This window comes from Clostridium algifaecis (assembly GCF_017874415.1).
GTDB classification, from domain to species: Bacteria; Bacillota; Clostridia; order Clostridiales; family Clostridiaceae; genus Clostridium_B; species Clostridium_B algifaecis.
In genome coordinates this window covers 102,003-117,029 of record NZ_JAGGLM010000002.1, presented here as the reverse complement: position 1 = coordinate 117,029, position 15,027 = coordinate 102,003, and the positions used below count along the sequence as shown (strand labels likewise).

15 protein-coding genes are annotated in these 15,027 nt (G+C 28.4%); 1 reads left to right on the top strand and 14 read right to left on the bottom strand.

Annotated features, from left to right (window positions below; translation table 11 throughout):
• Positions 1-190: 190 nt before the first annotated feature.
• The 11 genes from J2Z42_RS03175 to J2Z42_RS03125 all read right to left on the bottom strand — a co-directional run bounded on the left by J2Z42_RS03175 (position 191) and on the right by J2Z42_RS03125 (position 10,771).
• Positions 191-397 carry a DUF1657 domain-containing protein gene (locus tag J2Z42_RS03175; protein WP_209700921.1) on the bottom strand — a complete coding sequence of 69 codons (207 nt, stop codon included), beginning with the start codon at positions 395-397 and terminating at the stop codon, positions 191-193.
• Positions 398-412: 15 nt separating this feature from the next.
• On the bottom strand, positions 413-1,276 hold the full coding sequence (locus tag J2Z42_RS03170) for a DUF421 domain-containing protein (protein WP_209700920.1): 864 nt from the start codon (positions 1,274-1,276) through the stop codon (positions 413-415).
• Positions 1,277-1,291: 15 nt separating this feature from the next.
• Positions 1,292-1,498, bottom strand: coding sequence for a DUF1657 domain-containing protein (locus tag J2Z42_RS03165; protein WP_209700919.1), 207 nt, complete (start codon positions 1,496-1,498; stop codon positions 1,292-1,294).
• Between the two features lie 40 nt (positions 1,499-1,538).
• The gene (locus tag J2Z42_RS14395; RefSeq protein WP_245331466.1) at positions 1,539-2,504 is read right to left on the bottom strand and encodes a rhomboid family intramembrane serine protease; all 966 of its coding nucleotides are present in this window, start codon (positions 2,502-2,504) and stop codon (positions 1,539-1,541) included.
• A 174-nt stretch (positions 2,505-2,678) separates the two neighbouring features.
• Entirely contained in the window at positions 2,679-3,452 is a 774-nt protein-coding gene (locus tag J2Z42_RS03155) for an amino acid ABC transporter ATP-binding protein (protein WP_281063518.1), read from the bottom strand.
• Positions 3,453-3,485: 33 nt separating this feature from the next.
• A complete protein-coding gene (locus J2Z42_RS03150; RefSeq protein ID WP_209700918.1) occupies positions 3,486-4,136 on the bottom strand; it encodes an amino acid ABC transporter permease in 651 nt (216 codons plus the stop codon).
• A 13-nt stretch (positions 4,137-4,149) separates the two neighbouring features.
• Positions 4,150-4,806 carry an amino acid ABC transporter permease gene (locus J2Z42_RS03145; RefSeq protein ID WP_209700917.1) on the bottom strand — a complete coding sequence of 219 codons (657 nt, stop codon included), beginning with the start codon at positions 4,804-4,806 and terminating at the stop codon, positions 4,150-4,152.
• A gap of 29 nt (positions 4,807-4,835) precedes the next feature.
• Positions 4,836-5,726 (bottom strand): transporter substrate-binding domain-containing protein, encoded by an 891-nt coding sequence (locus J2Z42_RS03140; protein ID WP_209700916.1) that lies wholly within the window; start codon positions 5,724-5,726, stop codon positions 4,836-4,838.
• Between the two features lie 15 nt (positions 5,727-5,741).
• A complete protein-coding gene (gene speB, locus J2Z42_RS03135) occupies positions 5,742-6,695 on the bottom strand; it encodes an agmatinase (protein WP_209700915.1) in 954 nt (317 codons plus the stop codon).
• A gap of 288 nt (positions 6,696-6,983) precedes the next feature.
• A complete protein-coding gene (locus J2Z42_RS03130; RefSeq protein WP_209700914.1) occupies positions 6,984-8,051 on the bottom strand; it encodes a response regulator transcription factor in 1,068 nt (355 codons plus the stop codon).
• A gap of 47 nt (positions 8,052-8,098) precedes the next feature.
• A complete protein-coding gene (locus tag J2Z42_RS03125; RefSeq protein ID WP_209700913.1) occupies positions 8,099-10,771 on the bottom strand; it encodes an ATP-binding protein in 2,673 nt (890 codons plus the stop codon).
• 143 nt (positions 10,772-10,914) lie between these two features.
• Between J2Z42_RS03125 and J2Z42_RS03120 the strand changes: the two genes are divergently transcribed.
• Entirely contained in the window at positions 10,915-12,009 is a 1,095-nt protein-coding gene (locus J2Z42_RS03120; protein ID WP_245331477.1) for a sensor histidine kinase, read from the top strand.
• An 84-nt stretch (positions 12,010-12,093) separates the two neighbouring features.
• On the opposite strand, the gene J2Z42_RS03115 is transcribed toward J2Z42_RS03120, so the two are convergent.
• The 3 genes from J2Z42_RS03115 to J2Z42_RS03105 all read right to left on the bottom strand — a co-directional run bounded on the left by J2Z42_RS03115 (position 12,094) and on the right by J2Z42_RS03105 (position 14,987).
• The gene (locus tag J2Z42_RS03115; protein ID WP_209700911.1) at positions 12,094-12,588 is read right to left on the bottom strand and encodes a hypothetical protein; all 495 of its coding nucleotides are present in this window, start codon (positions 12,586-12,588) and stop codon (positions 12,094-12,096) included.
• A 77-nt stretch (positions 12,589-12,665) separates the two neighbouring features.
• A complete protein-coding gene (locus J2Z42_RS03110; RefSeq protein ID WP_209700910.1) occupies positions 12,666-14,300 on the bottom strand; it encodes an ABC transporter ATP-binding protein in 1,635 nt (544 codons plus the stop codon).
• Positions 14,301-14,339: 39 nt separating this feature from the next.
• Positions 14,340-14,987 (bottom strand): chloramphenicol acetyltransferase, encoded by a 648-nt coding sequence (locus J2Z42_RS03105; protein ID WP_209700909.1) that lies wholly within the window; start codon positions 14,985-14,987, stop codon positions 14,340-14,342.
• Positions 14,988-15,027 lie beyond the last annotated feature (40 nt).

Below are 15,027 nucleotides of genomic sequence, written 5' to 3'. Positions count from 1 at the left end.
TTTTACTAACCTATCGTTTTCATTACTATGTTGTTATTATTACTATAAATTTATTTTATTGTATCATTTATTTAAATATCTTTTTTTAGACTAATTGTTATAAAATATTAAAAAGAGAGAATACCTATAGTTTAAGTATCCTCTCTTTTTAACTCTATAAAATAATTTCATTAGCTAATTCATCTAACTTTTATTCTTGCTTATATTGAGGTTCCTGTTCCTGAATATATTTTAATCTTCCATTTAGGACTTGCAATGAATCCTCAAAAGTTTTAGATAATTGTTGAAAATCTTTTTTTGCACTTTGATCTTCTGTCTGCAATGCAAATGTTTTCATTGTAGCTGCTGCCGATTGGACTCCAGCTATAGCTTGCTGCATCTGTGTTCCTACTGTCATAGTTCTCACCTCCCTTCAAGAACGTAATAAATATGGCTCTAATTTATCCATCATTCTCTTTATTGTGTTTGCATTATTTGAATACATTTTTTTAGCTTTGGAATCATTCGTTTCTAAAGAAAAAGCAAATAAATCAGCTTGAACCTTTGAAATACTCGCATAGAGCAATTCTTTAACTTTTGGTTGTGTGATCTCCAATGAATCATCAAAAGTATCTATAAATAAATCACCTGAAGAATCCACCTGCCCGATAAATACATTATCTATTACTACTCCCAAATTTGATAATTGAACTTGTAACCATTCACGATTCAAACCTCTATTTGATAAAGCGCCATCTAGAATATTCCCATCTAATATTACTGTTTCCGGCTCAGATACTGGTGCAACTTCTATCTTCAAATCATGAGGATTAATAGGTTTTTTATCTGATTTCAATAAAACATTTATATCTCCATTTGATTCCATTACAGCAAATTGAACATCTGATAGATTGAAAACATTCTTTGATCGTAATTCTCTCAACAAGTCTTCACCTGTATATCTTATTTTACTTAAGTTTTTTTCCATAACCTTTCCATCTTTTATTAATACAGTTTCCTTGCCATTTATAAGATCATGTATGAGTTTGCTTTTTATTGACAAATAATCCAGTGCCAATGGAAGTAAAGTCCATATTCCTAATACAATAAATGCAAATACACTATTTGCCACTAAACCTAAAGAAATAAATGCAGTAATAATAGCAATTACAATATAATTTATTAATTTGAAAGGCGTGGATTTTGACAAATTTACATTTCCAATAAATTTAACTATTGCCAAAACTAAAAAAAACAAAATTGCAGTTCTTAAAACTAACATAATCCAGCTCTGCATACTATCTTTTCTCTCCTATTTTCGTTTGTATTGTGGTTCTTCAAATTCTATTGTTTTCAATCTGTCCTGTATATTTTTAGTAACTATTTCTGTAGTTTTGAAAGCTTCTTTGTAAGCCTTGATTTCTTCGTTATTCTTACTTTGTAATGAATAAATTTTTAATGTGCTTTCAATTCCCTTTAAATTAGCTAATGTTTGGTTTACTCTTGAACCCACTGTCATTATCATCAACTCCATAAAATATTACTAAAATTATTATTACCTAAACTTCTAAAAATATTCCCAGAATAATTCCACTTATCAATCCTCCCAAATGTGCAAAATTATCAATTCCCGACAGATTTATTCCCATTATTAAATTCATAATTACTACAGATAAAATATTTATAAGGAATGATTTTCCAAATGTCTTTCTTTTTTTTATCGCAAGTACAAATACAACACCCAGGAGTCCAAATATAGCTCCAGAGGCACCAATAGAAACATAATCAGAAAACCAGAAACTAAAAAGTGATGAAATTATACCGGAAACAAAATATATAATGATATACCTGTACTTTCCATATAACTGTTCAACGAACGGTCCTATAGCATAAAGTGAATACATATTAGCTGAAATATGTAAAATCCCTCCATGTAAAAACATACATGTAATAAGTCTAAACCACTGCCCTTGTTCTATAGCCAGATTATATTTGGCACCCAGATTAATAAGCACCCGGGTATCTATGTCTATAAAGTTTTTAGATAGTACAGCAGAAATAATGAACATAATTATATTTATGCCAATTATCACATATGTTAAAAAAGCATTTTGTTTATTATTTGGCATTCTAGTATTATTAGAGACAATACTTGATATTTGATTTGCTATAGTTTCCATTTTAATGTCGGATATTTTTATTTCTCTATTTATTAAATCTAAAATAACAAAATTGCTGCCAAATGCATTAATATTTTTATTTTTCCCTATTATTACAGTAATAATGTCTTCCATGCGGCAGTTAAATTTAAAACTTATATTATTTTTTACACTCTCATCTGAAATTTCATTATCTTGATAAGTAAAACATATTATTGTTTTACTTCCATCTTTAAATTTTTTTGAAAGTCCCCAGGGAATATAATTTTCTTTGATAAAACTAAAGTCTTCTATAATATAATCATAATGTCTGTACATTTCATATATTATTTGTTTTGCAAATTTTTGAACTTTATCTGCATTCATAATTTGTTCTCCTCTCAGTCAAACTTAAATATTGATTATGATTGTTTAAAAATTATATCATAAAGAACCTCCATAAGAAAAATACTCAATGCATAAAAAAACATCTGAGCAAAATTAATTACTCATGATGTTTTTAACAATTCATAAAATTAAAATCAATTTCTATTATTTTTTCTATTTTAGTACACTTGAGAAAAACTTTTTTGCACGTTCTGTTTTTGGATTATGAATTACTTCATCTGGAGTTCCCTCTTCTACTACATAGCCTTTTTCCATAAAAATAACTTTATCTGCTACTTCTGCTGCAAATCCCATCTCATGTGTAACTATAATCATAGTCATGCCTTCTTTTGCTAATTCCTTCATAACATTCAGCACTTCTGCAACCATTTCGGGATCTAAAGCAGAAGTTGGCTCATCAAATAACATGATATCCGGCTGCATCGCCAGTGCCCTTGCAATTGCTACACGCTGCTGCTGTCCACCTGAAAGTTGATGTGGATAGCAATCTCTTTTTTCTAACATTCCTACTTTGCTTAACAAACCATCAGCAGCTTTTTCTATTTCTTTTTTCTTTGCTTTTTTTACTAAAATCGGTGCTTCAATTAAATTTTGCAGTACAGTTTTATGAGGGAATAAATTAAATGATTGAAAAACCATACCTACATGTTCACAAATTCTTTTTGCTTGTTCTTTATTATTTTTTATATCCTGCTTATTTTTCTTGTCTTCACCTTTTATAGTATTACCAAAAATGGTGATCTCTCCTCCAGTAGGATTTTCCAAATAATTCAAGCAACGTAAAAATGTACTTTTCCCTGAGCCGCTGGGACCAACTATACATACAACCTCTCCTGAAGTTACTTTAATATTTATATCTTTTAAAACTTCCAAATCGCCAAATTTCTTACTTAAGTTACATACATTAATCAAAATATCCTCACTCATTAACTTAATCCCCTTCCGCTTTATTTTCAAAATTTACTTTTGTAAAACTGTCTTATATTCAATGTATTTGCCTATACGTTCGATACAAAGATTAATAGCCCAATACAATATTCCAGATAAAACATAAACTTCAAAAGGACTAAAAGTAATACCAATTGCCTCATTTGTCATCATAGTAAGTTCGGCAATAGTAATAACCGACAATACGGAAGATTCCTTTACTGTTGTAGCAAACTGACTGGTTAAAGGTGGAACAATTACTCCAAATATCTGTGGTAAAATAATTCGTCTAAGCATAGTAAAATACGGAATATTCAATGCAATGCTTGCTTCATATTGTCCCTTTGATACTGATCGCAATCCACTTTCCAAAATGATGGCTATATATGCTCCTGTATATAATGCCAGTACAATAACACCAGTCCAAAATGCATTTACATACAACCCTAATGCTGGAAGAGCATAATAAATCAAATATATTTGTATCATAAAAGGAATATTACGAAATATCTTAACGTAAGCATAAGCTATACCATGTAAAAGTTTATTTTTAGATATATACAACGACCCTACAATACTTCCTGCAACGAGGGAAAATAAAATTGCTAATACAGAAATACAAACTGTTAATTTTAACCCTTTTAACAAAAGAGGAAATGTTATTTCCAATATATGCATGCTCATAAATCATTCCTCCTCATTTTCCTAGATTTACTTTTTTCTCTAACACATTTGCAAAGAACTCCAGTATTGAATTAAGTATAAAATACATAATCGCAATAGTAATATAAAATGGTAGAGAAACATATGTCGTATTAGCAATCTTTTGTGCTGATCTTGTTAATTCCACTACTGCAATAATTGATAATAATGGAGAAATTTTAATAACTGAAATAAATTCACTTAATAGCTGCGGTAAAATAATACGAAATATCTGTGGAAATATAATTCTTGTTAATGTTTGAAATTTATTTATTCTAAGTGCTTTAGCTGCCTCGTATTGTCCTTTAGGAACAGAACTCAATCCTCCTCGTATAATTTCCGCAATAAAACCTCCACTATTTAAACTAAGTGCAATAACTCCAGACTGAAAAGATGGAATATCTAAATGAATCATAGCTAATGCATAATAAATAATAAAAATTTGCACTATAATTGGTGTACCTCTTACGAAACTAATATAAACATTCACAAACCAATCTACAATTTTATTTTTCCCCATACGAAGAATGGATAGAACAATACCTACAGTAAACCCAAGCCCTATTGCTTGTGCTGAAACTAAAATTGTGTACATAAGTCCCTCTAACAAATTAGGCATATACTGCATAACTAAATCTATTGAAGTCTTCAAAAATATCACATCCTTCTTTGCCTTTTCTATTATTTATCTGGAATATAATTTTTTTCTGGTAAATCTTTTGTTTCAGAACCGAACCATTTTATTTGTAATTTTTTCAATGTTCCGTCTTCTTTCATCTTATGAATCTCTTTATTGAAGAAATCATATACTTCTTTATCTTCCTTCCTAAATGCCCATGATGTATAGCATTTATTTCCAACTTCACCTACTATTTCATAGTCATTTGGATGATCTTTAATTAATACATTAGCAATAGCAACACTTTGCGCAACCAAATCAACTCTGCCATTTTTTAATTCCATGTAACCTTCTGGATAAGTCGCATACAATTTCAAACTAGTATATCCTTTTCCGCCATTTTTCTTTAATGACTGATTATAGGTATTAACATCTGCTTCACTGTAAGAAGCTGTTTGAGTAGCAACAACTTTTCCTTCCATATCTTTTACACTTTTAATCTTGTCATTACCTTTTTTCTTAATTAAAACAGTTGTACCTTCTTGAATTGGATAAGTTAACAAGTACTTCTGTCCTCTCTCCTTAGTAACACCAAGAGCTGCTGAAACCATATCATATTTTTTAGCTTCCAATCCTGCTAAAATTCCTTGAAATGGTAAATCTATCAACTGTAATTTCACTCCCATATCTTTGCAAATATAATTTAAAATATCTACGTCGTAACCGACAATTTTATTATTATTTAAATACTCAAATGGTTCATTAGCAGCTTCTGTAGCTGATACTAATTTACCTGCTTTTTTCAATTTTTCTATAGTTAATGCTCCATTATTAGAAGTATTACTTACTGCAGCATCACCTGTTGAGCTCTCAGATTTTCCACATCCTGAAAAACTTGCCACTACTAAAATTACCAATACAAACATAGTTACTAATTTCTTAATTTTGCTCATAATTTTTCATCCTTTCTATAAGTTTTTCTTTTTCTTTTTATATGCCAATATAGACATGAATTCAAATCCAATATTTGCTGCTAAATATGCAGTAATTTCACTACAGTCATAATCCGGTGCCACCTCTACAATGTCAAATCCTACAAAATTAATATCTTTTAGTTGTTGAATATATGATAATGTCTCATACGATGTAAAGCCTCCAACTTCAGGAGTTCCAGTACCAGGAGCATAAGCCGGATCTACAAAATCAATATCAAATGTTAAAAATACCTTTGTATCCCCTACTCTTTCTTTAATTTTCTGTCCTAGTTCTTCTGCTGTCATCTTGTGTAATTTATATCCTGGAATAACCTCAAATCCTAAATCTTCTGCTATTTTAAAGTCATTTGGATCATACAGTGAACCACGCATACCAATTTGAATTGATGTAGATGGATCAATCAACCCTTCTTCTAAAGCCCTTCGAAATGGCGTTCCATGGTTATATGCTTGTCCAAATACGCTTTCATTCAAGTCTAAATGAGAATCAAAATGTATCAAGGAAACTTTTCCATATTTCTTTCCCACAGCACGTAATTCACCTAAAGTAATCGAATGATCTCCACCTAATGACAATGGTACAGCTCCTGCATTCAAAATTTCAGAGACACTTTTTTCAATAGCATCATAGCTTTCTCTTATATACCCTGGAATAATTGGAACATCGCCCAAATCCGCTGCACTTAAGCTGTCCATGATATTTACTTCCATTGTTACATTGTTAGGTTTAATCATTGCAGAAATTTTTCGAATACTGCTTGGACCAAATCTGGAACCAGTACGGAATGAAGATCCAGTATCAAATGGTATTCCTAAAATCCCTACGTCTAATCCATTTGCGTTTTCTTGTTTTTCCAATCTCATAAAATTACCCATGTTACAAAATCTGGGTGATGTAGAAGCGTTTGGCGGCTGCTTTTTACTCATAATAACCCCTCCTATTATTGATTTTCTTTTGTTGACTTTCTATAAAATGTTTTAATCTATGTATAAAATTTTATACTCTATCTAGAGAAAAGAATACATAAAAAAGCAGACATTTTACTATAAAAAAAAGTAAAATATCTGATTTTTTTAGTTTTTTATTAAAAATTCAGTGCATTTTTTTTCATATTATTAATATTTAATAAAAATATCTAACAATTTATAGTCAAGCATTAAATTATATTTAATTTCAAATATTCTAACTATTTTTATCATATCGTCCATATAATGCTATATAACTTTTCTAAATTCCATAGGAGTATAACCAGTGTAATTCTTAAATAGCCGACAAAAATAATCGACACTGCTATAACCTAATTTGTCACATACTTCATAATTCTTATAATAACCAAGTTTTATAAGATATTTTGCATGTTCCATTTTTACATTTATTACGTATTGTTTTAAATTATATCCTGTTGCTTGTTTAAAAAGTTTTCCAATGTAATCCTTGCTGGTATGTGTCTCAATTGATATTTTTTCAAGGCTTATTTTTTCTTCAATATGCTGTAATATATATTCGCAAGTAATTTTAATCAAACTATCTGTTTGATGTAGTTCAAATTTTCTCACTAATTGCACCATATTTTTTATATTTTCTATAAATCCAGTTTCAATTTTCTCTATTGATTCTGAAGATACAATTGTTTCATCAACTATTATATTTTGAAAAAATTTTAACCATGGCCATATTTCAAAAATTTCTTCCTGCAGCCTTAAAAGTAAATTATTAAATACTAATTCTATTTTCAATAAATTATTATCTCTTATATAGGATATATTTTTAAATAATTTTTGTCCTTCAACTATAGCTTCATAATCTCCAGCGGTTATTAATAACAACAATTCATTAAAACTATTTTTAGAATAATACGATGTTATATTTTCCTCCAAACTTTTTTTCTCTTCTTCTATAACATTTTTATCTAAATACATTTCTGCTCTTTTAAGTGCTTCATCCAGCATTTTATCATTTATTGGCTTTGTTATATAATCAAAAGCACCCAACCTAATTCCCTGTTTAGCATATTCAAAATCACTATAAGTACTTAATAAAATGACACATATATTATTATATTTTGTTTTTTTAATTTCACTAAGAAATTCTATTCCATTCATTCCCGGCATTCTAATATCAGTAATCACAAGATTGATTTTTAATACTGTAAGTTTTTTTAAAGCTTCCTTTCCATCACAAGCTTCACCTTCAATAGAGAAATTAAACTTATTCCATTTCTTATATCTTCTAAGAATATATCTTGATACTTTATCATCGTCAACTATTAATACCTTATACATATCTATCACTCCTCGTACAAATAATAGCAATTCTAAAATTTAGTATATTAGCTTGTTCTTTTATTAATAAGTTCAATAACATCTTTACATGCATCTTCAAATTCATAATTGTAAATTTTTTTATTTAATTTGTTATAAACATCTTCTCCAAATTTTTTTATCAAGTAATCCCCGCATGTATAAAAAGTTTCCTTAGCTTTCACATCCCCACTTTCAAGTAACTTAGACAATTCATATAATTTTTCTTTATTATCTGCTGTGAATATTTTTTTATTATCATCTTCTTTTATATCATTATTTTCAATAAATCTATTCCCATCATCAATAACCTGCTTAAGTAATATTTCAAAGTCCTTTTCAAAAATCAGCAAATTTTTTTTATCCTCTTTTTTAATAGCTTTCTCCATCAATAAACAATGTTTCATAAGTTTATATGCACCTATATTGCCAGAAACCCCTTTCATCGTGTGTAAAAGTATTTTCGCAAGATCCATTTTCCTAGATATTATATAATTGTATAGTTTTCTACCATCTTCACTGTGATTAACTATAAATTTTTCCAGTATACTTTTATACTTTTCTTTTTTGCCGCCAATCTTTTCAATTACACCATTGTAATCTATGGAACATTGATGATTTTTATTTGGTTCCGCAGTATTGTTAAATATTATTTTATCAATTTTAACATACTTTTTTATAACAGTAACTAAATTATTAATATCTATGGGTTTAGTTAAATAATCATTCATTCCAGCTCTTTTAGTTTTATTAATTACACCATCTACAATCTCTGCAGACAATGCAATAATTGGCAGCTCAATCGCTCCTTTTATTTTTCTTATATTAGCTGTAGTTTCATATCCATCCATATCAGGCATTTGTATATCCATTAATACTACATCATAAGAATTATTAATCACTTTATTTATTGCAGAAATACCATTTCTGGCAACATCCGTTTCAAGGCCTATGTTCTGCAAAATTTCCTTTGTCATTTCTAAATTAATCACATCATCCTCGACAAGCAATACTCTTTTATTCTTAAACATAATCTTTTCATTTTTTTCGTCTTTATCAATTTCATCCTCGCTTGATATTTCAAGCTTTATATTAAAAATAAAAGTAGTGCCCTTCCCAAATTCACTTTTCACATCAATTTTGCCACCCATTAATTCTACAAGATTTTTACTTATAGCTAATCCTAGCCCTGTACCACCATATTTTCTCGTTGTAGAAGCATCGCCTTGAATAAAAGGCTCAAATAAAGACCTCTTTTGTTCTTCTGTTATCCCTATACCAGTATCCTTAACTCTAAATTCCAAAATTACTTTTTCATTAATTTTTTCCAGCAATTTTACATCAATATTTATTTCGCCTTTTTTTGTAAATTTTATTGCATTTGAAAGAAGATTTAATAATATTTGTTTAATTCTCACTTGATCGCCTTTTAAGTACTCAGGTACATCTGATGATATGCAGAAATCAAATTTTATCTTTTTTCTTCGAATTTCAAAATATAGAATACTAGAAAGTTCATTAATCATATTATTAATATCAAACGTCACAAATTCAAGTACAAGTTTTTCAGCTTCTATCTTAGAAAAATCAAGAATATTATTTATAATACCGAGGAGATTTTTAGCTGAGATCCCTATTTTATCGGTATATACTTTCTGTTTAACCGTAATATCAGTATCATTAGAAAGCAAATATTGATGTCCTATTATGGCATTTAGTGGTGTTCTTATTTCATGGCTCATATTTGCAAGGAAATCACCTTTAGCCTTATTCGCCATTACTGCTTCATTTTTTGCTATTTTCATTTTTTGTTCAGCCTCTTTACGTTTAACCAGCTCATTTTGCAATGAATGATACATTTCATTAAAATTATCTGCAAGTGTCCTTAACTCTTTAGAACCTTTAGGAATAAGCTTGAAATTATTACTAAATTTTAAATTCAAAAGTGCTTCTGCATAACTTTTAACCGGATTTATAAGTTCTGTATAAATTATTCTCAAAAGAATTATAATAGCAATCACAATTATAAAATCCAGAACTATCTGCAAAATCTCAGCCTGTACCCTTGCCTCACGAGCAGCATCAGATTCTCTTTCAGATGTATTATTAATTGATATTTGGAATTTTTGAATAGGGTCCATTATTGCTTTTAAATTTGATTCATATTTAGCATCAAACATTATATCAATTGCTTTTTTTAATTTTTCATCCTTATTTAGCTTCTTATCAGATTCACTTAAATCATATCCTGCAACCTGTGCCGATATATTGTTTTCTGGCTCCTGAGTTGCTTCTAATACCAATTTCATAGCTCTTTTATCTGTTTCTATAAGTCCATCAGAATTTTTCTTGGCCTCTGACAAAAGGTATAATTCATCTGTAGATGTATTTAATTTAAGAATCTTGTAGATAACCTTGTCCCTGCTCCTTTTAACATTAATTTCTTTCCAGTATTCGTCTAAATACACCAAATTTTTAGTTACTACAAATTTTCTAGCCTCATTTGTAAGATAACTTGACGCATCCGCTAAATCTATACCCAACTGTTTAAACTTCTCTTTTCTTGCAACTGCTGCTTGCTCTGCATCTATACTCTTTTTCATGTAAATAATACTTTCACCAAGTAATACCACAATTAAAAGAAAAATAAACAATGTAAATATACTAATTATAGTTTGGCTGATTTCTATCTTTTTTCTCATATAATCTCCTCATTTGAAATATTAAAGAAAAAGTACACTATTTTTTATATTCTCTTGTATAAACATGATATTTAAATTATAATTACTATATAATCAAATTGTCAATAATATATGTATTATTTTAATATTCCAATATTATGGAGATGTTGTTTTTGAATTATTATCAATTAATGGGACAAAAAGAGATATTGCTAGTAGATGATACACCAGAACATATTGAATTTATAGTTTCCATACTTAGTGAATACAACTTTAAAATTAGAGTTGCAACCAAAGGAAAAACTGCTTTAAAATTACTAAAACAACATAGACCTGATCTTATTTTACTTGATGTATATATGCCTGTTATGAATGGTTTTGAAGTTTGTAAATTAATTAAAAGTGATAATTTTTATTCTGATATTCCCATAATATTTTTGACTGCAAGTAATGATGAAGAAAGCATAGAGAAGGGCTTTGAACTGGGTGCTCAAGATTATGTAGTTAAGCCCTTTAATTCAAAAGAATTACTTGCCCGCATAAATACCCATATAAAACTAAAACAACAAACCGAAGCAATAAAAGAGGCTTATAAAGAACTTGACAGTTTCTGTTACTCAGTATCCCACGATCTAAAAGCACCTTTATTTTCAATTAATAAATTAATTGAATTCATATTTTCAGACTATTCTAATCCATTAAATCCTGAATGTATGGAACTTTTGAATAACATAAAAGAAAAATCAGATGAAATAATAAAAATGATAAGCCGTCTTTTAGAATTCTCCAGGATGTGCAAGCTTGAAATGAAAAGTGAAGAGATTAATTTAAAACAGGTATTTCTCGATGTTTATGCTGAATTAAAGAATCTCGAACCAGAAAGAAATATAAGTTTTAATATTCAAGAACTGCCAGTTATAAAAGGTGATTCTATAATGATAAGAGTTTTAGTTCAAAATATTCTTTCCAACGCTTTAAAATATACAAGTAAAAAATCTCATGCCATTATTGATGTTACTCTAAAAGAGACAAAAAATAATTACATAATTTCAGTAAAAGACAATGGAGCTGGTTTTGATAATAAATATTCCTCCAGATTATTCGGTGTATTTGAAAGACTTCATTCTGAAAATGAATTTAAAGGCACCGGAGTTGGCCTTGCAATAACCCAAAGAATATTAAAAAGACATAATGGGAAAGCGTGGATAACAGGTGAAGTTGGAAAAGGTGCTGTATATTCTTTTAGTTTACCAAAATGATTGGTAATTTTGCTGCCAATGCCCCTTATTTTTTAATACAAAACAAGTACCAATTATACTATGGTGCTTGTTTTGTGTACTTTTTTATTTAGACTTAACTTCATAATAAGCTACTTTATGTGTAATAACCTTGTCAGTTGTTTTATTATTATTAAATTGAGCAATATCAACTCTATGTTTGCCCACTTTAAGAGCATTACCCTTTAGATTAATACTTGATTGACTATTTGATAATTGTTCTTTAGTATTAAATATACCATCTATAAATATATAGCTTAAATTTTTTCCATCAAAATCACTCGTGTTTACTCCAATCTGCTCAACTTGAACATCTTTTGCAACATATATGACTGGAACAGATCCATCTTGTGAAGTTCCAGATGGTGTGGATATATAAAAACTTCCTGTGCCCATATTTGCTTGTAGATCTTTTGGAATTTTTATCAAATCGTTTTTAGTTTGTTCTGGTGCATTCTGTACTTTATTTTTGATTGTATTTGCATTATTCCCAATCCCGCAGCCTCCTAAATTTATAATAAATAACAGGCTTATAATAATTAATGAAAGTTTATTTTTCATCTAAGCATCTCCTTTAATATAAAGATTTTAATATATTATTAGTATGCTTATTTTAAAAAATAATATTAATTTTACTTCTATATTTCAACAATTTTATCAATAAAATTTATTTCATTTATAATATGAGAAATAATTATTAATATTGCATTAATTTTTCTAATTTTTAAAATTTTCAACATGATTTCTTTTGTTTCAGCGTCCACATTAGATATAGGTTCATCTAAAATAATTACATCTTTATCAGAAAGCATTGCTCTTATAAAAGCTATAACCTGGGCCTGTCCTCCTGAAACTCCTTCTGTGTTTTGACTTATCTCAGTGTCCAATCCTTTAGGTAATCTATTAATATATCCAGTCAACATAAATTCATCAATAAGCTTTTCTACATCTTCGCGATTTTTATTTGTCTGACCATACAATATATTATCCAATACCGTTCCCCTAAATAAAAATATGTTTTGAGATACAATTCCCACTCTGTTTCTCAAACTTTTATTATTAATCTTTTCCATATTTAAATTATTATAAAATATTTTACCGCTTGTAGGAGTATATAATCCAAGTAAAAGTTTTATAAGAGTTGTTTTTCCAGATCCGTTTTCACCTTTAATAAGAATTTTTTCTCCTTTATTTATTTTAAAGCTTAGATTTTTAAAAATATATTTTTCAGAACCATTATATTTAAATTTTATATTATTCAATTTTATAGATTCAATTTTTTCATTTAAATATTGATGTCTTCCATAATTTTCATCTTGCATATCAAGAAGTTGATATATTCTTTCAATACTTAAGCATACTGGTTTTATTGTAGTCCCTATAGTTGCTAAAGCCTGAGTACTACTAAAAACTTTAGCTATATATAATGAAAAAGAAGTATATAACCCTACAGTAAACTGCCCTTTTAAAATCATTATACCTGCAATTAAAAGTATTAAGAGTGTTCCAAAATTATTAATAAGTGTTATATTTTCCATGAATAATAATATAGAATTGCTTTGCTTCGTGCTATTCTTTATAAGTTCATCAAGCTTATTTTTAAATTTTAAAAGGCTGCTACTTTTGCCATTAAGTACTTTTATGTCCTCAATTCCATTGATTATCTCAAAGGTATCCCCATTTAAAATTGCATTAGATTCCATCATCTTTTGTGTATTTTTCATAAACCCATTTGCAGATTTTTTAGAAGTAATAAAAAAAACTGGAGTTAAAAGCAAAATTACTATTGATAATTTATAATTTATAACAAACATAGTGATTAACGCCATCACTGTATCAATCAAACTCAGAAAAATACTTATAATTTGAGGCGAAAAAATACTGCCCACAGAACTACATTCTGATATTCTAGCTTGAATATATCCTTTTTGTGTAGAGGATAAATAATCCATTGGCAAATCCACTACCTTATCCATTACAGAATATCTCATTTCATTAACAACTAAATTACTAATTTTAACAAACATATATTTTGAAATAACCGCAATAATATATCTTAAAATGTATAATACTGCTATTATAGAAATCAATTCATAAAATTCACTATAACCACGTTTAGCTATAAGTACTTTGTCTATTATACGTCCTATTATATATGGAATAGGATTCGATATAATTGAGCTAAAAATAATGCCAATGATTCCTATAGTAAAAATCGTACGATATTTTTTTACAAACGGTATTAATTTCAATAAGCTGCTAAATTTGCCCATTAATAATCCTCCAAAATGTGAAATATATTATAAATTAACTTAACCTAATATAATTTTGTCTAACATTATCTGCAAATCATTGATAAATTTCGATGTATGATATCCATCTGCTGCAGCATGTGATATATTCACAGAAAATGGCATCATTAATTTTCCATCCTTTTTTTGATACTTCCCATAAGTAATTATTGGGAATAGATTTGGTGTCCCAGCAGGTGTTGACGTAGAATATCCTGTGAAAGACAACCATGGAACACATGATATACAATAGAAATTTTTTGGCTGCCCATCTTTCACCTTAATACCTTTTACATTTTTATAAATTGATATATCTGATAACATATTGTGGTAAAACACATTAAATTCATCATCATATTCCGTCCACAAATCTGAAAATGTGTTGTCATCCTTATGAAAAATAGTATAGTTAGGATGCATACAATCATAATATCCAGGTTTCTCGTCTTCATTTAGTCCCATTCTAAATTCTTTTGTTTGCTTTATTAATTTTGACACACAATATACAAAAGCAGGGAAAAATTTTATGCCTTTTACCTCCAGCATCTTTTTAAATTTAGTTATGTTCAAAAAAGCAGTCAAACTGTAAGCACACTTTACAGTATTTCTGTAATAATCAAAATGTGTCTTCCTTTCCCAATTTTCAATATCTATAATAGAAAATTTCATTTCAACATCCCCCAAATCAATTTATCTTCTCAATTATAAT